Annotated in this window: 18 protein-coding genes; 9 read left to right on the top strand and 9 right to left on the bottom strand. The window is 68.0% G+C overall.

What is annotated here, in order from left to right:
• Positions 1-12: 12 nt before the first annotated feature.
• The 3 genes from ACIBF5_RS02195 to ACIBF5_RS02185 form a co-directional block, all read right to left on the bottom strand.
• On the bottom strand, positions 13-636 hold the full coding sequence (locus ACIBF5_RS02195; RefSeq protein WP_396807181.1) for an HAD family hydrolase: 624 nt from the start codon (positions 634-636) through the stop codon (positions 13-15).
• Positions 637-808: 172 nt separating this feature from the next.
• Entirely contained in the window at positions 809-2,122 is a 1,314-nt protein-coding gene (locus ACIBF5_RS02190) for a hypothetical protein (protein ID WP_396807179.1), read from the bottom strand.
• A 350-nt stretch (positions 2,123-2,472) separates the two neighbouring features.
• Positions 2,473-3,039: a hypothetical protein gene (locus ACIBF5_RS02185; protein WP_396807178.1), complete on the bottom strand. Its 567-nt coding sequence runs from the start codon at positions 3,037-3,039 to the stop codon at positions 2,473-2,475.
• Positions 3,040-3,602: 563 nt separating this feature from the next.
• Here ACIBF5_RS02185 and ACIBF5_RS02180 point away from each other — a divergent pair.
• Together ACIBF5_RS02180 and ACIBF5_RS02175 are read left to right on the top strand one after the other, a co-directional pair.
• Positions 3,603-4,793: a helix-turn-helix domain-containing protein gene (locus ACIBF5_RS02180; protein WP_396807176.1), complete on the top strand. Its 1,191-nt coding sequence runs from the start codon at positions 3,603-3,605 to the stop codon at positions 4,791-4,793.
• Positions 4,794-5,163: 370 nt separating this feature from the next.
• Entirely contained in the window at positions 5,164-5,382 is a 219-nt protein-coding gene (locus ACIBF5_RS02175) for a hypothetical protein (protein WP_396807174.1), read from the top strand.
• A 330-nt stretch (positions 5,383-5,712) separates the two neighbouring features.
• Here the strand turns inward: ACIBF5_RS02175 and glnA are convergent, their stop codons facing one another.
• On the bottom strand, positions 5,713-7,137 hold the full coding sequence (gene glnA, locus ACIBF5_RS02170) for a type I glutamate--ammonia ligase (protein ID WP_396807172.1): 1,425 nt from the start codon (positions 7,135-7,137) through the stop codon (positions 5,713-5,715).
• 266 nt (positions 7,138-7,403) lie between these two features.
• Between glnA and ACIBF5_RS02165 the strand changes: the two genes are divergently transcribed.
• The 4 genes from ACIBF5_RS02165 (at position 7,404) to ACIBF5_RS02150 (ending at position 9,838) form a co-directional block, all read left to right on the top strand.
• Complete coding sequence (locus ACIBF5_RS02165) at positions 7,404-7,826, top strand: RDD family protein (protein ID WP_396807170.1); 423 nt, start codon at positions 7,404-7,406, stop codon at positions 7,824-7,826.
• Between the two features lie 68 nt (positions 7,827-7,894).
• The gene (locus ACIBF5_RS02160) at positions 7,895-8,500 is read left to right on the top strand and encodes a cysteine hydrolase family protein (protein WP_396807168.1); all 606 of its coding nucleotides are present in this window, start codon (positions 7,895-7,897) and stop codon (positions 8,498-8,500) included.
• 7 nt (positions 8,501-8,507) lie between these two features.
• The gene (locus ACIBF5_RS02155) at positions 8,508-9,413 is read left to right on the top strand and encodes a GlxA family transcriptional regulator (protein WP_396807167.1); all 906 of its coding nucleotides are present in this window, start codon (positions 8,508-8,510) and stop codon (positions 9,411-9,413) included.
• Positions 9,414-9,511: 98 nt separating this feature from the next.
• A complete protein-coding gene (locus ACIBF5_RS02150; protein ID WP_396807165.1) occupies positions 9,512-9,838 on the top strand; it encodes a hypothetical protein in 327 nt (108 codons plus the stop codon).
• An 84-nt stretch (positions 9,839-9,922) separates the two neighbouring features.
• On the opposite strand, the gene ACIBF5_RS02145 is transcribed toward ACIBF5_RS02150, so the two are convergent.
• From ACIBF5_RS02145 to lipA, 3 genes are all read right to left on the bottom strand, one after another.
• The gene (locus tag ACIBF5_RS02145) at positions 9,923-10,612 is read right to left on the bottom strand and encodes a DUF4191 domain-containing protein (protein WP_396807163.1); all 690 of its coding nucleotides are present in this window, start codon (positions 10,610-10,612) and stop codon (positions 9,923-9,925) included.
• A gap of 105 nt (positions 10,613-10,717) precedes the next feature.
• A complete protein-coding gene (locus ACIBF5_RS02140) occupies positions 10,718-12,235 on the bottom strand; it encodes an NAD(P)/FAD-dependent oxidoreductase (protein WP_396807161.1) in 1,518 nt (505 codons plus the stop codon).
• 219 nt (positions 12,236-12,454) lie between these two features.
• Positions 12,455-13,486 (bottom strand): lipoyl synthase, encoded by a 1,032-nt coding sequence (gene lipA, locus ACIBF5_RS02135; RefSeq protein WP_396807159.1) that lies wholly within the window; start codon positions 13,484-13,486, stop codon positions 12,455-12,457.
• 436 nt (positions 13,487-13,922) lie between these two features.
• Between lipA and aspS the strand changes: the two genes are divergently transcribed.
• A complete protein-coding gene (aspS, locus tag ACIBF5_RS02130) occupies positions 13,923-15,293 on the top strand; it encodes an aspartate--tRNA(Asn) ligase (RefSeq protein ID WP_396807157.1) in 1,371 nt (456 codons plus the stop codon).
• A gap of 55 nt (positions 15,294-15,348) precedes the next feature.
• On the opposite strand, the gene lipB is transcribed toward aspS, so the two are convergent.
• Entirely contained in the window at positions 15,349-15,993 is a 645-nt protein-coding gene (gene lipB / locus ACIBF5_RS02125) for a lipoyl(octanoyl) transferase LipB (protein WP_396807155.1), read from the bottom strand.
• Positions 15,994-16,060: 67 nt separating this feature from the next.
• Positions 16,061-17,908 (bottom strand): DUF2079 domain-containing protein, encoded by a 1,848-nt coding sequence (locus ACIBF5_RS02120; RefSeq protein ID WP_396807375.1) that lies wholly within the window; start codon positions 17,906-17,908, stop codon positions 16,061-16,063.
• 125 nt (positions 17,909-18,033) lie between these two features.
• Between ACIBF5_RS02120 and ACIBF5_RS02115 the strand changes: the two genes are divergently transcribed.
• Together ACIBF5_RS02115 and ACIBF5_RS02110 are read left to right on the top strand one after the other, a co-directional pair.
• Positions 18,034-19,005: an ATP-binding protein gene (locus ACIBF5_RS02115; RefSeq protein WP_396807153.1), complete on the top strand. Its 972-nt coding sequence runs from the start codon at positions 18,034-18,036 to the stop codon at positions 19,003-19,005.
• A gap of 62 nt (positions 19,006-19,067) precedes the next feature.
• Positions 19,068-19,460, top strand: coding sequence for an SCO5389 family protein (locus ACIBF5_RS02110; protein ID WP_396807151.1), 393 nt, complete (start codon positions 19,068-19,070; stop codon positions 19,458-19,460).
• Positions 19,461-19,567: the final 107 nt, after the last annotated feature.

Raw genomic sequence — 19,567 nt, 5'->3', positions numbered from 1 at the left:
GGCCGGTCGCGTTCAGCCGAGGTAACCGCGAATATCGTCGGCTGCGGCTTCCAGGCTGGAGTAGTGGCGATGACAGCCAGGCAGCGGGACAGCGGTGTTGACCGCCCATACCGTCATGCCGGCGGCGACACCGGCACGGACACCGGAAGCTGTGTCTTCGATGACGAGGCAAGCGTCTGGTGGAATCCCGAGGCGGTGGGCGGCGAGCAAATATGGTGCCGGGTGTGGCTTGCCGTGGGCCGCTGCGGGTGCGTCCACGATCACCTCGGGCAGACGTAGGCCCGTCCGTGCGAAGCGGATCCGTACCCGCCGGGCGTAGTTGCTGGTGACCAGCGCCCAGCGTCGCTCGGGCAGTGCAGCCAACAGTTCTGCGGCGCCCGAGAAGGCGCCGTAGATGCCCACGCGGGCGTCCTCGTCCTCCAGGTGGTGAAGAAGCGCGAGGCACTGCTCTGGGTCCGCGTGCGGCACGACGGCGGCGAAAGTATCCACCGGGCGGGTGTGCAGGGCGACTTGGTAGACCTGCTCGGGGTTCAGCCCGTAATGCGCCGACCACGCGTACCAGACCCGGCGTTGATTTTCCAAGGCATCGATGATAGTTCCATCGACATCGAACAGTACGGCGCGGTTTTCCTTCACGACCGCAGGTTAGCGGGCAAGTGACGATCACGTCCCTGCCCCTTCCGGATGAGTGATTCGACCGCAAGTGGGCGAGGGCAGATCTATGGATTTGACTATGTGCTGCGTGGTCGGCGTAGCCCTCCAGCCTTCAATCGACGGAGCGCCGTTCCTGGTGAGGTCCATCGAATCATCATCTGGGCGTCAATGGGAACGCTGAGGCGAGCAGAGTTATCCTTGATCGGTCCACCGACGCGCCATACCTCTTCCAGAATTCCGACTCCTTGCTCTCCGTGGTGAATGGATCTCCGTCGAAGTCTTTGGATGAACGGTCGGTTGGTTTCCTTCGGGTGAGGACTAGATACTCCGTTGGGTCGGGTGGGCCGCCCTCCGCGCCAAGTACCCACCAGTGAGAAACCCACACCGGATCCCGGACCAAGCTATTCAACGCATTCCGCTCCACCAGTCGCCAGTGCGAATTCTTGTAGTATGGCGTTTCTGGAATATCTGTCCAGTCAGGCGGCCTCTGCCCTCCTCTTGTTGGCACTTCCGAATCCGGATCAACAATGAATGCTCGGTCTGCACGCATATACGATACGGTCGTTCGCAGTTCGATCGAATCGTATTCGACAGGTGTGGGTAGAAGAACAATCCGGTCTACTCTTGTGGTAAGACCTCGGGAGTACCGCGATTGAGATCCAAGTAGGTATCCTCCTTGAATAAACTCAAAATCCGCGACGCTTGTTCGCGTGGATGCATCTCTTCCTTGGTAAAGATCAAGTCTCAATTCATTCAAAGTCCTTTTGTGTTCTGTCACCTTGGCCCGCCGCCCTAGAACGATGTAGGTCGCTACCATGATCACTGCTTCGGTACGGCCGAATTTGAATTCCACCGAGAGTGGAAGCATCAGGTCATCGCCTGTTGGGTGCGGGGACACCGCACCGAACGTGGGTGACACACTCACCAGTGGCTCTTCGGCGTAAGGTAGGTAGATTGAGCTGTACGTAAAGTTGCCGATTGCGAGCAGGCTGGAGATCGCTGCCCCTGCGGCCAGTTTCCTGGGAAGCAATGAGCTTGGCTTAAGGCAAGCAATGATGACAGCTAGGGCCACGGTTGATGAGATAAAGAGAAACAGTGCCACCCAGACTCTTGCGTCAAGGTCGCCAGATATAGTCTGTGCGAGTACCAGCACGCCGGTGACGGTTGTCGCGCAGAAGCCAGACAGAATGGCGAGCTGCCGGTGGGCTGACCCTGATAGTGCGATTTGTTGCGCTGTCAGTTCGCCCAGGCGAATACTGCGAGGCAGCGTCGCGCTTGAAGCTATCGCTCCGGTCAGCAATGCAATGCCGGTGCCAACAAAAAATGCGCCCATCATCTTGCTGGCGAATGTGGAACCTTGTGTCAGGCCCGAAAGGCCGACTGAAAGTGCGATTACTGCGACTGCGAGAAATGTTGCGGGTGTGGTGATACAAATGAAGGCACTGAAAGTCCTGCGACTTTTCGTCATGCTAACCCTGCCCAATTTGCGGCATCAGGGTGATCCCTTTCCTGTGTACTCCGCCGCTTAACTTTGGGTGTTACTTCACGCAGCGATCGAGCATGAGTACCCGAATATGATCCAACTATTCATGCGGAAATTCCGGCAGATGGTCATCCTGGCAAATGCTTGCACTTATTGTTGCTGTCGTCATGCCACCAGTACCGCACTCATCTCCAAGATCGGTCCCGGAATGGCTGCGCGGGGGATTGGGCAGTCTGGCCTCGTAATCTGGTACGAGGTCATCAATCCTGTTCGAGTCACTAGTGCATTGTGATGCTGTTGCCTTTACGTGGCGTTGATGTGGTTGGTTGCCCAATTCAGGATGTGGTGGAGCGGTTATCGCGGAGACGGAACTGGCCAGGGAGGTTGCAGCAGCCTTCGGCGTGGAGGTCGAGTGTGGGGGTGTTGAGGGTGGACGGTGTGAAGCAGGAGGGGTCGAGGTGGTAGGTCAGTTTGGTGCCGGTGCCACGTGGTGTGTCGAGATCGTGGGGTGGTCCGGTGGGGCGTAAGCCGGCGAGGTTCTGATGCAGGGCGTGGCCTGCGTGCCAGGTCTCGATCGTGGTGTGGGTGCTCACAGCGGCGGCTGCGGCGTGGACCCAGCGGTAGGGGGTCAGGAGGGAACCGTAGTAGCCGGCGGTTGAGCCGTCCGGGCCGGTCGGCCAGTTGTCGGTTATCGAGAATGCGAGGTCATCGAGGATCTCTGCGGTGACGTCGGGTGGGCCGGTGGGCGCGACTTTCGGGCCCGGGTGAAGGGACGCTATGACGACGGCGGTTAGGACGCTGGTTGCCAGGTGCGGATCGGCCCCGAAGTACATGCCTGGCCGGCGGCGGACCGACTTGTCGAATTCCAGGACTGTGAGGTCCGCTGTGGTGTATTCGCTCATGGGCATACGGTGCCTGAACCGGCCGGGAAAAAAATAGTTCGGGCTGGTGTTCCTGTTGATGGTCGATCTACTTCGAGTTGTTCGCGACGAGTTTCTTGATGTTGAGCTGGGTGAGTCGGACCTTGGCCAGGATCTCGTCGGCGGTCGCGGTCCACGTGAAGGGTCGTGGGTCGGTGTTCCAGGAGTTGATGTAGGTGCGGATCAGGCGCCGGGCGGCAGGTCGCCGCTGAGGATTTGGGTGCGCAGGATGGTTGCGAGCTGTAGATACGCGGGTGTTTTGGGCATGGGGGATACCTCCGGTCAGCCCGACCAGTCGACCACAGCGCGGCCGGCAAAGCTCGCGCTGCGCCGAGCTGCGGGGTGGGGCTACCGCGTGGACCCGGCGACGCCGTCGCGGTGACCCAAGGAGAGACGTTGCCCTCCGGACCGCGACGCACCGAGCCGGTCACGGCTCGATCGGGACCTCTCGATCGCTCGGAGCGTGTACCGTCCGGCATGGCGGCCCGCCGGTTGTAGCGGCCGGTGAGGCCGCCGCCCAGACCGCTACCTGGGGAGGCGACATCATGTCTGCAGATACGATCGGTGCGCGGATCAAATACTGGCGCCTGCGCCGGGGCGGGATGACCCAGGCCGTCCTCGCCGGCCTCGCCGGAGTCACGCAGCCGTACATCTCACAGGTCGAAGCTGGCCGAAAGACCATAGAACGGCGGGCCACCCTCATCGGCATCGCCGCAGCCCTACAGGTCACCGTCGCAGACCTGCTCGACCAGCCGGGCGACCCGACAGACCCGATCAAGGCAGGTACCGCCGACGCCGTACCCGCGATCTGGTCCGCCCTGATCGAGATCGAGGAAGGGGAGCGCCGCGCCCCGACCTGGACCGCCGAGCAGTTGGACGCCGAGATCGGGCGCAATGTCGAACTCCGGGACCAGGCGAACCACGCGGCGATGGCGCGGGCGCTGCCGGCGCTGCTGCTGGCCGCTGCCGGCCACGACGACGGTGGCCGAGCACTGGCCCAGGTCGGCTACCAGGCGTCGGCGTGCCTGCGGCACCTCGGCTACCGGCACCTGGCGCGGGTCGCCGCGAAGGTGGCACTGGTCGCCGCCGAGTCCTCGGGGCACAACGCCTGGATCGGGGCGGCCCGATTCGCCACCGCCCAGTCGTTGCCGATCGAGGCGGCAGGCGTCGCCAGCCGGGTCGCCGGCAGGGCGCTCGCGGACCTGCAAGGCGCCGCCGCCGGGCCGGAGGTGCGGCAGATGCTTGGCCAATTACACCTGTCGGCGGCGTTCGCGTCGGCGGTGGATGGTCGAGCCGACGACGCGAGCGGGCACCTTGCCGAGGCGGCCCGGGAAGCCGCGACCCTCGGTGATCCGGCTGACGGGGCGGGGTTCAACCAGGCGTGCTTCGGGCCGACGAACGTCAAGCTGTGGGAGATGTCGATCGCCGCCGAACTGGGCGAGCATGGTCGTGTGACCGAGGCGGCGCGTAAGGTGCGCCCTGATTCACTGCGAGCGGTGATCCGGCACCAGTCATACTGGCTGGATCTCGGCAGGGCGCTCGCGCACTCGGGTCGCAGCGACCGGGAGGCGCTCACCGCGTTCATGTGGGCAGAGCGGGCAGCGCCCCTGACCTTCACGCTGAACCCTCTCGCCCACGACGCGGTCGTGGCGATGGTGCGTCGGGCTCGGGACCGTTCCATGTCGGACGATCTCCGTATCCTGGCCCGTCGCGTCGGTGTTGACGTCCACGCATAACCGCGAGTAATACCGATCTTGTTAGCCGTCCGTAATCTCGTGATCACTGCGCGGCGATGGATACATGCACACATCCGCCATCCGGCGGCCCTTTCCTCAGCCCCGATCGCCGCGCCCCCGATCGCACCGGCCGGTCCCTGTGTCGCCCGGTGCACGGAGCGCGGAGACGAGGTCGGCCGACCGCTCGTCTCCCGCTCCGCCTGACGGAGGTGAGCGAGATGACCCAGAGCACGGGCGCGGACGGAGATCCACGCACTGTCCGACCGGCCGCTTCGAGGCGGACCGACCAAGCGCGGAGCCAAGCGGTGCCGTGGCCACTGCTGCGAATCATGCGCAACGCGGGTGTCGTTCGCTGGACCAGGCGGCGGCGGTGACCATCGTTGAGCGGCACCCCCTGACGATCATGCCCCGGTCGGTGTGGCCGGCCATGCTCGGGAACGCGCGTGCGACGGTGGCCGCTCACGAGGGCGGCGAGGAGTGCCGACTCTGCCCGGCGTACGGGCGTGGACGGTGCGCCCGGCTGAGGTGGGCCCGCCAGATGGTTGCCGACCCGGAGATGCTGGCCGCCGAGCAGGCGGCCCGGCGGTGAGCCGACGCCTGGCGTCCTCGGTAGCCGCCGACCTCACTCGCAAGGCTGCCAGCCATCGCTGGGATTGTGGCCGCTGCGGGCAGCCGTGGCCGTGCGAGCCGGCCCGCGAGGAGGTCAGGGCGTCGTTCCACGGGGACAGGGTGGGCATGGCGATGTACATGGGGGAGCAGTTGGTGTCGGCTGTCCGGGAGTTGCGCGGGGAGTCGCCGGCCAAGCTGTACGAGCGCTTCATCCCTTGGACCCGCTGATGCTCGTCAGCTCCGCCAAACGCGGCGAGCCGCCGACCGCACCCGGGTGGGGCGGTCGGCGGCTCGCCGAAGGTGACTGGGTTCAGCAGTCGTAGTACATGGCGAACTCGTGCGGGGTCGGGCGCAGACGCACCGGGTCGACCTCGTTGGCCCGCTTGTAGTCGACCCACGTCGAGATCAGGTCGGGAGTGAAGACGCCACCCTCGAGCAGGTAGTCGTGGTCGGCTTCGAGCGAGGTGAGCACCTCGGGCAGCGAGCCGGGGACCTGCTTGACCGAACCCCACTCCTCCGGCGGGAGGTCGTAGAGGTCCTTGTCGATCGGCGTCGGCGGCTCGATCTTGCTCTTGATGCCGTCCAGGCCGGCCATCATCATGGCCGAGAAGGCCAGGTAGACGTTGGCGGACGGGTCCGGCACCCGGAACTCGACGCGCTTGGCCTTCGGGTTGCTGCCGGTCACCGGGATACGGGTGCAGGCGGAGCGGTTGCGCTGCGAGTAGACCAGGTTGACCGGCGCCTCGAAGCCCGGCACCAGCCGGCGGTACGAGTTGACCGTCGGGTTGGTGAAGGCGAGCAGCGACGGGGCGTGGTGCAGCAGACCGCCGATGTACCAGCGCGCGGTGTCCGAGAGGCCGGCGTAGCCGGTCTCGTCGTAGAACAGCGGCTCGCCACCGAGCCAGAGGCTCTGGTGGGTGTGCATGCCGGAACCGTTGTCGCCGAAGAGCGGCTTCGGCATGAACGTCGCGGTCTTGCCGGCGGCCCAGGCCTGGTTCTTCACGATGTACTTGAAGAGCTGGAGCTGGTCACCCGCGTGCAGCAGGGTCGAGAACTTGTAGTTGATCTCGCCCTGGCCGGCGGTGCCGACCTCGTGGTGCGAGCGCTCGACGGTGAAGCCGGTGTCGATCAGCTTGCGGACGATCTGGTCGCGCAGGTCGGCGTAGTGGTCGACCGGCGGCACCGGGAAGTAACCACCCTTGTACGCGGTCTTGTAGCCGCGGTTGCCGCCCTCTTCCTCGCGGCCGGTGTTCCAGGCGCCCTCGATCGAGTCGATGTAGTAGAAGGCCTGGTTCGCCGAGGTCTCGTGGCGGATCGAGTCGAAGATGTAGAACTCGGCCTCGGCGCCGAAGTAGGCGGTGTCGGCGATGCCGCTCGCGGCGAGGTACGCCTCGGCCTTCTTCGCCACGTTGCGCGGGTCACGCGAGTACGCCTCGCGGGTGAACGGGTCGTGGATGAAGAAGTTGAGCGCCAGGGTCTTGTGCGCCCGGAACGGGTCGATGAAGGCGGTGGCAACGTCGGGGAGCAGCAGCATGTCCGACTCGTGGATCGCCTGGAAACCACGGATCGACGATCCGTCGAAGGCGAGACCGTCGGTGAAGACGCTTTCGTCGAACGACTCGACCGGCAGGTTGAAGTGCTGCATCACGCCGGGCAGGTCACAGAAACGTACATCGACGAACTTTACGTCCTCATTCTTGAGGTATCGCAGGAGTTCCTCGGGATTGGCGAACACACATCCTCCTGGCACGTCCACGGGGTGGCTAGGCTGCTGGGGACGCTATGACCATGCCGTTGCCCGAGCATGTCTCTTATGTTTCCGCCGTGTTACGTCACCTGCGGAGCGTGATCTTCGCTGGTTGGTCGTGGTCTGGTCCCCCGCTTCGGACGATACTCCGCCGACTCGGAGAGCGGCGTGCTCGGGCTCCGTGTCGCGGCCCGGACCCGTACCGGACCGGCCGGTGCGGAGACACCGGATGGGCACCGATACCCTGACTCTCCGTGGCGACACAGGATGACCGCATCACCCCGACCCCCGCGACCGATCCGGCCTTCGTGCCGCCGAGTCTGGCCCGCCGGTTCGGCGCGCTGGTGATCGACTGGGTTCTTTGCCTGCTGGTGGCGAACTTCTTCGGTGATCCGGTACGCGACGGCTGGCCGCCGGTGCTCGTGCTGATCGGCGTGTACGGCTTCTTCGTCGGGCTCTTCGCCCAGACTCCGGGCATGTTCGTCACCCGGCTCCGCTGCGTCGCCTACGCCGACGGTGGCCGGATCGGAGTGATCCGGGGCCTGCTCCGTGGCGTACTGGTCAGTCTGGTGATCCCGGTTCTGATCATGGACGGCCGGCGGCGCGGCTGGCACGATCGGGCCGTCGGCTCGGTCATCGTGCCCGCCGACCCGACCCGCCCCGTCGTGAGCAGTTGACCGGATCCGTCCGGAACCGGGCGTGATTGTGTCTTCTGGCGATGACCGAACACGGTCAGGATCGTCACATGAGTAAAGCACTCCTCGTGATCGACGTGCAGGAATCGTTCCGCCAGCGGCCCATCTGGCGGGCCAGCTCCAACCCCGACATCGTCGGCCAGGTGTCCCGGCTGGTCGAAGCCGCCCGCAGCCAGGGCGACCTGGTCGTCTGGGTGCTGCACAGCGACCCCGGCACCGGCGACGTCTTCGACCCGGTCAACGGCCACGTACGGCTGATCGCACCGCTCGCCGAGCAGGCGGGGGAGCCGGTCCTGACCAAGACCTCACGCAACGCCTTCACCACCACCAACCTGCACCAACTCCTCACCACCGCCGGAATCCGGGAACTGGTCGTCTGCGGCATCCAGACCGAACAGTGCTGCGAGACCACCACCCGCGTCGCCGCCGACCTCGGCTTCGAGGTCACCTTCGTCACCGACGCCACCGCCACCTTCCCGATCGCGCACCGGGACGCCCCGACCGGACGGCCAGTGGACGAGATCCTCGCCGACCCGCGCACCCTCGGCACCGCCGAGATCGTGACCCGCACCGAGTACGTCCTCGCCGGCCGGTTCGCCACCATCCGTACGGTGGACGAGCTGACCGGCCCGGTCGGCGCCGCACTGGCCGGCTGAACCGCACGTGACCCGGGTCGTCTTCCTGCTCGTACCCCAGGTGCACCTGCTGGACCTGGCCGGACCCGCACAGGTCTTCTCCACCGCGGCGAACCTCGGCTACGACTACCAGCTCAGCTACCTGAGCGAGCAGGAGGACGTGCCGACCGCACAGGGACTGCCGGTACGGGCCGGCGTCGAGCGGCCGGCACTCGGACCGGAGGACCTGATCGTCGTACCCGGTTGGCGGGCCCCGACGATCGACCACAACGGGCAGCTCACCGCCGCCACCCTCGGGTGGCTGGCCGACCACCACGCGGCCGGCGGCACCGTGGCCAGCGTCTGTGCCGGCGCCGACGCGCTCGGTCGGGCCGGGCTGCTCGACGGGCGGCGGTGCACCACCCACCACGAGGTGCAGGACGAACTCGCCCAGCGCTACCCGAGGGCGACCGTCGTTCGCGACGTGCTCTACGTGGTCGACGGCCGGGTGGTCACCTCGGCCGGCATCGCCAGCGGCATCGATCTGGCGTTGCACCTGATGGCCACTCGGCACGGCTCCGCCGCCGCCGGCCGGATCGCCCGGTCGATGGTGGTGTACGCCCGACGCAACGGCAACGAGCGGCAGACCAGCGCCATGCTGCGGCACCGCGCCCACCTCAGCGACGCGGTCCACCGGGCACAGGACGAGATCGACGCCCGGTTCACCGAACCCCTGCTCCTGGCCGACCTCGCCACCGTCGTCGGGGTCAGTGAACGGACCCTGACCCGGCTCTTCGGTCAGACAACCGGGCTGACCCCGCTGCGCTACCAGCAACTGCTCCGGGTCGAGCGGGCCGAGCACCTGATCGGGCACGGTGCGACGGTGGAGACCGCCGCGCGTACGGTCGGCTTCGCTGACGCCCGGATGCTCCGCCGGCTCCGCGCCCGCCCCTGAACCGCCCCGCGTACGCCCCTGAACCGTCCCGTTTACGGCACCAGTGGGGCGCCCGCGACGGATACGATCAACAACCTGCGTTCGAAGGGGATGATCAAATGGCCTATGAGCTGTACCTGCGGGAACTCCGGCAAGACCGGACGTACAAGGTCTTCATCCAGTCCGCGCGGATCTTCCTCGGCGCGTTTGTCATCCTGATGGGGTTCGGCTTCCTCGGACTACTGGAGGAACTGCCACGGGTGCTCACCCTCATGCTGGTCGCCACCGCCGGCGTGAGCCTGCTGACCTACCTGGCGTCGTCGCTCGTCATCGGCGTACGGGGAGGGCGGCCACGCGGGAGCGCCCTGGTGCTGCGGTACCGGTTCAGCCGGATGGTGCTCGCCGACCTGGTCGGTCTCGGTGGTCGGTCTCGGTCGATCGGCTGACTGGGACGGGTGGCCGGGGATAGCCGGGTTACGCCGAGGGCCCGGGACCGTCAGGTCCCGGGCCCTCGCAGCGTCAGTGCCGGGTCAGCGACCCCGGGTCTGGCGGAACGCACCCTTCGCTGGCCGCATGTTCTTCGGGATCGCGCCCTTGGGCATCTGCGGCCGGGCGGTGAGCGCCTTCAGACGCCGGTCGAGGGCGTTGACGTCCTTGCCGCTCAGGTTGCGCGGCAGCCGCATCAGCGTCATCCGCAGCTTGCGGATCGGCAGCTCACCCTCGCCCTGGCCAAGCGTGTAGTCGTAGAGCGGCGCGTTGCCGATCACCTTCGCGAGCCGGCGCTTCTCCTGGCCGAGCAGCCCACGGACCCGCTGCGGGTTCCCCTCGGCGAGCAGCACCACGCCGGCCCGGCAGAGCACCAGGTGCACCATGTCCATCTGGGTGGTCGAGCTGACCGCCGGGGTCACCCGCCAGTCACCCCGCATGCTCTCCAAGATCGAGGGAGCGGCGCCCGGCTGCCCCTCGGCCGCGTTCATCATCGCCCGGTTGGAACGCAGGTTCAGCACGATGAGTACGGCGAGCACGGTCAGCAGGATGCCGATCGGCAGCCAGAGCCAACCCCAGGCCATGACCGCGACCACGGTCAACGCGAGCGGAATCAGTACGGCACCGGCGGCCAGCGGGACGAACCACTTGTCCTGTTTGGCGGTGAACGAGAACACCATGCCGATCTGCTTCAGCCGCTGGCCGAACGACACCTTCTCCTGGGGTTTTGCCATGCGTGGAAGTGTAGTGGGCGGCGCGGATCTCGTTCACCCGTGGCTACCGGGTGCACCCGGCCGGGCCCCTGGGCGCCCCTCCCGGGTGCCGACGTACCGCCTCGGTCAGCTCGTCCGTTCGGCCGTTCGGCTGCCGCCGGTCTGCTTCGGCAGGACCGGAGCGGACCGTCCGGTGCCGTGGTTGCCCGATCCGCCACCCGAGCCGGAGTCCTTCTCCTCGTGGTACTCCTCCTCGACGTTGACCTGCCAGACGTCGTGGCCGGTGCCGTCGAGGATGTTCTCCACCGTCAGCATCGCGGTGAGCATCGAGTGGTCCTGGTTGTTGTAACGGTGCATGCCGTTACGGCCGACCGGGTGCACGTTCGGCACCTCCTCGGCGAGCCAGCGCCGGATGGTGTCGACCGCGTCCTCGTACCCCTCGTCGTAGACCGGGTACGCCTTCGGCATCCGTACCACGTAACCGGCGCTGACCGTGCCCGGCCTGACCAGGTCCAACTGCTCCAGTTCGGCGGTGCCGAGAGCGATCAGATCCTCGTCCGCCCGCTCCCACAGGTCGTCGCCCTCGAAGACGAAGTACTCCAGACCGAGGCAGGTGAAACCGTCCCGCACCAGGTACGGCGACCAGGAGCCGAAGTTCTGGATCCGGCCGACGCGTACCCCGGGGGTGTGCACGTAGATCCAGTTGTCGGGGAAACCGGCCTCGGCCGGGACGACCAGCGCGATGGTGAGGAAGTCGCGGTAGCGCAGCGCGGCGGCGGCGGCCCGTACCGGTGGCGGGGCCGGCGGATCCATGATCTGCACGAGCTGGGAGAGGGGCATGGTGGAGACGACGTGGTCGGCGTCGCGCCGGTGGCTGCCCTCGGCATCGGTCACGGTGACCGCGACCGCGCCGCCGTCACCCCGGTGTACGGCGGTCGCCCAGGTGTTCAGGGTGACCGTGCCGCCCGCCTTGGTGACATGCTCGGCGCAGCGTTCCCACATCATGCCGGGACCGAACTTGGGGTACTGGAACTCCTCGATGAGGCTGGTGATCTCCTTCTGGTTGCGCTTCGGCAGCAGCGCGTTGATCACCGCGGTGGAGAGCGAGAGGTTCTTGATCCGTTGCGCGGCCCAGGCTGCCTGCAACTCCGTGGCGGGCATGCCCCACAACTTCTCGGTGTACGTCTTGAAGAACTTGCCGTAGAGCCGCTTACCGAAGCGGGCCGACGTCCAGCCCTCGAAGTGGCTCTGGTCCTTCGGTGGACGAATTCGGGCCCACGCGTACGAGCCGACGCAGCGGACCGCCTCGAACAGACCCAGGTTGCGCAGCGCGTTGCCGGCCTTCAGCGGATAGTCGAAGAGCTTGCCGTCGTAGTAGATCCGGCTCATCCGGGGCCTCAGGAGGAAGTCCTCGTCCGGCAGGATCTCGTGCCACAACGTCTCGACCTGCGAGACCTTGGTGAAGAAGCGGTGTCCGCCGATGTCGAACCGCCAGCCCTCGCGTTCCACCGTCCGGCTGATCCCGCCGACCACGTCGTCGGCCTCGAAGACCTCGACGGTGGCGCTGCGCTTGGTCAAGGCGTACGCCGCGGTCAGCCCGGCCGGGCCGGCTCCGATGATCACGGTATGGGGCGAGGTGGCCATGACGATATTAATCACCTTCGAAGCGCTGACGGCAACCCCCAGTGTCTGGCCAGCGACGATCCGCAGGTGGGATGCGTGCGCTGGCCATGGACTGCCGGGGGCTGGGGTTCGACGGCCGGAATCTAACATGTCGAATGTGATTCCGACCCGGCTACGACGAAATACCCCAGCCGTCCGCGATGTCGGGATTCACCTCTCGGGGGCGATCCCGACGTCAGTTCAGCTCGTCAGAGCGGCGACATTCCCCTCGCGGGCGTCGAGCGCCTGCTGGTAGAGGCGTCCGGCCCGGTACGACGAGCGCACCAACGGCCCACTCATCACCCCGGCGAAACCGATCTGCTCCGCCTCGGCGGCCAGCTCGACGAACTCCTCCGGCTTGACCCAACGCTCGACCGGGTGGTGCCGGGGCGTGGGCCGCAGGTACTGGGTGATGGTGACCAGCTCGCAGCCGGCGGCGTGCAGGTCACGCAGTGCCTGCGAAACCTCCTCGCGCTCCTCACCCAGGCCGAGGATCAGGTTGGACTTGGTCACCAGCCCGGCGGCGCGAGCCTGGGTGATCACGTCGAGGGACCGCTCGTAGCGGAACCCGGGCCGGATCCGCTTGAAGATCCGGGGCACCGTCTCGACGTTGTGCGCGAGCACCTCCGGCCGGGAACCGAACACCTCGGCCAACTGCTCCGGATCGCCGTTGAAGTCGGGGATCAGCAGCTCGACGCCGCAGCCCTGCTGCAAGGCGTGGATCTGGCGGACCGTCTCGGCGTAGAGCCAGGCGCCACCGTCGGGCAGGTCGTCGCGGGCGACACCCGTCACGGTCGCGTAGCGCAACCCCATCGCCGCCACCGACTCACCGACCCGGCGCGGCTCGTCGGCGTCGAACTCGGCCGGCTTGCCGGTGTCGATCTGGCAGAAGTCACAGCGCCGGGTGCACTGGTCACCACCGATGAGGAAGGTCGCCTCGCGGTCTTCCCAGCACTCGTAGATGTTCGGGCAGCCGGCCTCCTGACAGACCGTGTGCAGCCCCTCGCGGGAGACCAGGCCGCGTAGCTGGGTGTACTCCGGACCCATCTTCGCCTTGACCTTGATCCACGGCGGTTTCCGCTCGATCGGCGTGGCTGCGTTACGCGCCTCGACGCGGAGCAGACGACGCCCGTCGGGAGCCGCCGGTCCAGTGGTCCGAGGGCCCGAAGCGGTGGCGACGTTGCCGGCCGGCTGCGGCGCGGCAGTCGGCGTTCCGGATTGCTCGATGGTCACGAATCCGAGCCTACGCGTAGCGACCGGTCGGTGGAGCCGGAGGCGACGGGGCTCACTACCGGCAAGTTGTGATCGCACTCACCCGCCGTTTGGAATCCTGTTACGGGGTTGTATCGACGCCTGCTAAGGTCCTGCGACAACAGCGACGACGGAGCCGAGTAACGGTTCGACCAGTGGGGTTTCGAGAGAGTCACCGGTAGCTGTGAAGGTGGCCCCCGCCCGAACCGTGAAGACCCTCCTGAGCTGCGGGAAGAACGGTGCCGGCACACGTACCGGCACTTAGTAGAGCCCGCCGGCTGGCCCCCGTCACGGGCGACGACGAAGGCCGTCGGTGGCTCGCGCCGCTGACGGTGAAGGTGTGGTGGCACCGCGAGGTTCCCGCTCGCCCACACCTCCCTGGGGATCGCGTTGCGATTGACTGAGGAGGTAACACCACATGCGACGCGTCCTTTCCACCTCCCTCCCCACCCTTGTCGGCCAGTCGGTGACGATCGCCGGCTGGGTACACCGACGTCGGCTACTCAAATCGGTGGCGTTCCTGATTCTGCGCGACGCCGCCGGGCTCACCCAGGTGGTGGTCACCGACCCGGAACTGCGGGCCCGGTTGGCCGAACTGCCCGAGGAGACCGTGCTCGAGGTCACCGGCGAGGTGACCGCGAACGAGACGGCACCCGCCGGGGTCGAGCTGGTGAAGCCCGACGTACGAGTGCTCGGCGAACCCGCCGTCGCGCCCCCGTTCGACCTCTACCGGCCGGCCCTCGCGGCGACCCTGCCGACGCAGCTCGACCACGCGTCGGTGGCGCTGCGCCACCCCACCCGGTCGGCCGCGCTGCGCATCTCGGCCGCGGCCGTCGCCGGGTTCCGGGCCACTCTCGACGCCCGTGACTTCGTCGAGGTGCACACCCCGAAAGTGGTCGCCAGCGCCACCGAGAGCGGGGCGAACGTCTTCGCGCTCGACTACTTCGGCCGGCCCGCCTACCTGGCGCAGTCGCCCCAGTTCTACAAACAACTGATGGTCGGCGTCTTCGAGCGGGTGTACGAGGTCGGCCCCGTGTTCCGCGCCGAGCCGCACGACACCGCCCGACACCTGGCCCAGTACACCTCACTCGACGTCGAGTTCGGGTTCATCGCCGACCACCGGGACGTGATGGCGATGCTCCGCGACGTGCTCGCCGGCATGCTCGCCGGGGTCGCCGAGCGGGCCGGCCGCGCACTGGCCACACTCGGGGTGGAGCTGCCGTCGGTACCGGCCGAGATTCCCTCGGTGCACTTCACCGAGGCGCTGCGGATTGCCGGGGCCGAGGTCGACGAGCCGGACCTCGCGCCCGCACACGAACGGGCGCTGGGGGAGTGGGCCCGGACCGAGCACGGCTCCGACTTCCTCTTCGTCACCGGATACCCCATGGCGAAGCGCCCGTTCTACACCCACCCCGCCCGACCCGGCAGTATCGAGCACCGCCCGACGGGCGCCGAGAGCGGCGTCGAGTCGGCTGCGGGCGGTGTCGGGGCGGCTGCGGGCGGTGTCGGGGCGGCGTACTCGAACGGGTTCGACCTGCTTTTCCGCGGGGTGGAGCTGGTCACCGGCGGGCAGCGCCTGCACCGGCACAGTGACTACCTGGCCGCGCTAGCCGCTCGGGGCGAGCCGATCGAGCCGGTCGCCGCGTACGTGGCCGCGTTCCAGCACGGGATGCCGCCGCACGGGGGATTCGCGATCGGGCTGGAACGGTTCGTCTCCCGTCTGACCGGCGTGGCGAACGTACGCGAGGTCGCGGCATTCCCCCGCGACCTGCACCGCCTCACCCCGTAGCTGGATGTAAGGAAGGGGCCCTTATTAACGCATAGCGTTAATAAGGGCCCCTTCCTTACATCCAGCCGAGCAGGTTGGTGAGCCGACGCTCGACCAGCGGCAGCACGTCGGCCACGGTGACCCGACGGCCGAGTTCGGCGGTGAGCGAGGTGACCCCGGCGTCGCGGATGCCACACGGCACGATCTGATCGAAGGCGGCCAGGTCACAGTCGCAGTTGATGGAGAAGCCGTGCAGGGTCACCCCGCGCGCCACCCGGATGCCGAGCGCGGCGACCTTACGCGCCGGTCCGCGCTCGTCCTGCGGCACCCAGACCCCGCTGCGCCCCTCGATCTGCACCGTGGTGAGTCCCACCTCGGCGCAGACCTCCATCAGCATCTCCTCGGTGCGCCGGACGTACGCGACCACGTCCACCGGGTCCGGCAGCTTGATGATCGGGTAGCCGACGAGCTGCCCCGGTCCGTGCCAGGTCAGCTTGCCGCCCCGGTCCACGTCGACCACCGGCGTGCCGTCGATCGGCCGGTCCGCCGGCTCGGTGCGCTTGCCCGCGGTGTAGACGCTCGGGTGCTCCAGGAGCAGCACGGTGTCCGGCTGCTCGCCGGCGACCACCGCCTCGTGCAGACGGCGCTGCTCGTCCCAGGCGGCCAGATACTCGATCTCGCCGAGCCGGACAGTTTTCAGGCCGGAAATAGTGCTGGTCACGCCCCCAGAGTAGTCCCGGTGCGGCGTACCGAACCCGGTGACCATGCTCACCGACGGTCAGCGGCGCTCACGAGACAGCGGGCGGGATGCGCCAGAGCCAGACGTCGTCCACGCGTTGGGGAGAGCCGAGGAGTTCGGTGGCGACCTGGCGGAGCGCGTCGACGTGTACGGGGAACTTGGCGCCGTGTACCCGGTCGGCGAGCACCACCACCTCGACCCGCCAGTGGCGCAGGTCGGCGCGGGCGCTGGCCCGGTCGGCGTCGGTGATCACCGGCAGTCGACCGGTCTCGGCGACCTCCGCCAGCAGCGCGTCGGTGGCCCGGGGCACCGGGCCGATCCGGCCCCGCCCGTCCGGGCCACCGGGGCCGAGGAAGAAGCCGGACGGGAGGGCGAACTCGCCCTGCCGGTGGGCGAGCGCGTACGCCTGCCAGCGCTGCCCGTCGGGCGTCACGTCCAGGGTCAACGGCAGCGGGGTGAGAACGCCGCCGGGTGAGACGTACTCGCGCCAGGTGCCGGAGGTGATGAAGTCGGGCACCGGTTCCCGATCGACGGTGAGCAGGCTCACCGGCACCAGTGGCAGCAGGGCGACGGTGAAGCCGACGGTCCAGCCGATCCTGGCCCGGCCGCTGGGCCGCCGGTCGGCGAGGTGTTCCAGGGTGTAGGCCAGCAGCAGCCCGATCACCGGTGCCACCACCAGGGCGAGCCGTGACGGCAGGGCCGCGTCGAAGACCGGCAGTTTGCCCAGGAGCGCGTACGGGAGCGGGAAGTCGACAATGTGTCCGTCGACCTTGATCCGCGGCCCCCAGGAGAGGACGGCGAAGACCGCGGCGGTGACCGCGAGGGCGCGTACGGTGGCGCGCCGGGCCGGCTCGGCGCGCCAGAGGAACACCAGGCAGAGCACCGCGAGGATCAGCAGCGGCAGTCCGAAGAACGAGTTCTCCTCGGTCGGGTTCGGCGCGAGCGAGCTGTCCAGCCCGGCCACACCGGCCAGGGAGCGCTGCGGGAAGGCGCCGAAGGCGAGGATGTCCTCGGCGTGGATCCGGGGGTCGAAGCCGGTGCCGTGGTAACGCTGCGGGCCGAGGAAGTGCAACCACAGGGGGTACGACAGCAGGGCGAACGCCACCGCTCCGGTCACCGTGAGTGCGCGTACGAAGGTGGGCAGGGCCTCCCGCGCCTCGCTCCGGTGGGTCCGGTCCAGCGACCAGGTGCCGAGCCACACCGCGCAGGCCAGGGCGGTGAAGAAGAGCCCCTCGGCGGCGATCGAGAAGGTCACCGCGACCAGTACGCCGAGGATCACGCCGTTGCGCGCCCAGCGTCCGGGTTCGCGTAACCGGAGCACCCGCCAGAGCAGTAGTGGCACCAGCCAGCCGGCGGTCCAGTTCAGGTGGGCGTTGGCGTGCGAGACCATGCCCGGTGCGAAGCCGATGAAGAGGCCCCCGACCAGTGCCGCCGCCCGGTGTCGCACCAGGTGGCGGGAGAGCAGCCAGTACCAGGCCAGTGCGGTGGCGGCCAGGTTGAGGGTGAGGACGACGAGGAAGGTCGCCGGCGGTCCGATCAGGTACGTCAGCGGGGCGAAGACCACCGCGTACACGGTGATCGAGGTGTTGACCGCGAGATTGACCCCGTCCGGGACGTTGAGCAGCGTGGTGAAGAGCGGGTCGCCGCCGTGGGTCAGCGCGTGTGCTCCGTAGGCGAGCAGCCACTCGAAGAGGGCCTGGTCGCTGGAGTTGACCGTGATGGCCCGGCCTCCGGGGTCGGCCCAGAGGCCGCTGGTGACCCAGACCGCGAGTGCCACCGCCGTGACGACGGCGAGCAGGTCGGCCCGCCGGCCGAGTCGGTCGCGGAGGGGCCCGGTGGGCCGGCGGGGCGGGTCGGATTCCGTCGGCGTCGGCCCGGCTACCAGGGACGAGGAGATCGGCACGGGCCGCACGTTACCAATTTTCGCCCGACACGCCCGTGCGCCGTCTAGCCTTGACGTCGTTACTGAAAATGACTATCAATTCAATTGAAACTTGGTCATGCGCTGAAAGGTCCCGTCTCGTGAAGATTTCTTTTGTCGGCAAGGGAGGCAGCGGCAAGACGACTCTCGCCGCGCTCTTCGCCCGTCACCTCGCCGGCACGACGGCGCCGCTGCTCGCCATCGACGCGGACATCAACCAACACCTGGCCGCCGCGCTCGGCGCGACCGAGCACGAGGCGGTGCTGCTGCCGGCGCTCGGCGACCACCTCGGCGAAATCAAGGAGTATCTGCGCGGCGACAACCCGCGCATCTCCTCCGCCGCCGCGATGGTGAAGACCACCCCACCCGGGCGAGGCTCCCGGCTACTCCGGGTCGACGGTGCCAACCCGCTCTACGACAGCCTGGTACGCGAGGTCGGCGGCATCCGGCTCGCGGTGACCGGACCGTTCGCCACCGAAGACCTCGGCGTCGCCTGCTACCACTCCAAGGTCGGAGCGGTGGAACTGCTCCTCAACCACCTGGTCGACGGTCCGGACGAGTACGTCGTGGTCGACATGACCGCCGGAGCCGACTCCTTCGCCTCCGGCCTGTTCACCCGCTTCGACACCACGTTCCTGGTCTGCGAGCCGACCCTGCGCAGCATCGGCGTCTACCGCCAGTACGTCGGCCACGCCCGCGAGTACGGCGTACGCGTGCGAGTGGTCGGCAACAAGGTCGACGACGCGTCCGACGTCGAGTTCCTCACCGAACACGTCGGCGACGACCTGCTCACCTGGATCGGGCGGTCGTCGTACGTCAAGGCCGCCGAGCGGGGCGTGCCGCAACCGATCACCGCCCTGGAGCCGGCGAACCGCAACGCGCTCGACCTGATGCGCGCCACCGTCGACGCCACCGCCAAGGACTGGGCCACCTACACCCGGCAGGCGGTCGAGTTCCACCTGCGCAACGCGACCGCCTGGGCCAACGACCGGGTAGGCGAGGACCTCGCCGACCAGGTCGACCCGGAATTCGTACTCGGCCCGACCGCGGTCGACCTCGCGGATCACGCCTGAGTACGGGAACAGGAAGCACCCGTAACCATCCGTACCAGCCATCCGTACCAGAAGGAGAGAACATGTCCCTTGACGTTTCCGCCGCGCTGCTGGAGCGGGCCGAGGCCGGTCAGGTCAACGACGCCGAGTTCGTCGAGTGTGTCCGAACCTCGTTGCCGTACGCCTGGACGATCGTCTCCGACGTCGCCGCCCGGTCGGCGGAGACCGCCGACGAGTTCGCCGACCACGCGGTGCCGCCGCCGAGCGAGGCCGAGCGCGGGCAGTTGCTGCGTGCGCTCGCCAGTGACGCCATCCGGGGCGGGCTGGAGCGCCACTTCGGAGTGAAACTGGCCTTCCAGAACTGCCACCGGGTGGCGGCGTTCAAGCTCGGTGCGGTCGGTGGCGAGACCTACCAGCGGTTCATCTCCCCGCTCGCCCAGATCCGCAACCAGTCCCCAGCCCTCCGCGACTGCTGAGGTGTAAGGAGGGGCGGCGGGGGGGGGGGGGGGGGGGGGGGGGGGGGCCGGGGGGGCGGGGGGGGGGGGGGGGGGGGGGGGGGGGGGGGGGGGGGGGGGGGGGGCGT

Source organism: Micromonospora sp. NPDC050417 (assembly GCF_044458865.1).
Classification (GTDB): Bacteria; Actinomycetota; Actinomycetes; order Mycobacteriales; family Micromonosporaceae; genus Micromonospora_G.
This window is presented reverse-complemented; position numbering and strand designations above follow the sequence as displayed.

Coding starts and splice junctions, on each gene's coding strand:
- ACIBF5_RS02190 (WP_396807179.1), bottom strand. CDS start 2,122: ATGACGAAAAGTCGCAGGACTTTCAGTGCCTTCATTTGTATCACCACA.
- ACIBF5_RS02185 (WP_396807178.1), bottom strand. CDS start 3,039: ATGAGCGAATACACCACAGCGGACCTCACAGTCCTGGAATTCGACAAG.
- ACIBF5_RS02180 (WP_396807176.1), top strand. CDS start 3,603: ATGTCTGCAGATACGATCGGTGCGCGGATCAAATACTGGCGCCTGCGC.
- ACIBF5_RS02160 (WP_396807168.1), top strand. CDS start 7,895: ATGAGTAAAGCACTCCTCGTGATCGACGTGCAGGAATCGTTCCGCCAG.
- ACIBF5_RS02150 (WP_396807165.1), top strand. CDS start 9,512: ATGGCCTATGAGCTGTACCTGCGGGAACTCCGGCAAGACCGGACGTAC.
- ACIBF5_RS02145 (WP_396807163.1), bottom strand. CDS start 10,612: ATGGCAAAACCCCAGGAGAAGGTGTCGTTCGGCCAGCGGCTGAAGCAG.
- ACIBF5_RS02140 (WP_396807161.1), bottom strand. CDS start 12,235: ATGGCCACCTCGCCCCATACCGTGATCATCGGAGCCGGCCCGGCCGGG.
- aspS (WP_396807157.1), top strand. CDS start 13,923: ATGCGACGCGTCCTTTCCACCTCCCTCCCCACCCTTGTCGGCCAGTCG.
- ACIBF5_RS02110 (WP_396807151.1), top strand. CDS start 19,068: ATGTCCCTTGACGTTTCCGCCGCGCTGCTGGAGCGGGCCGAGGCCGGT.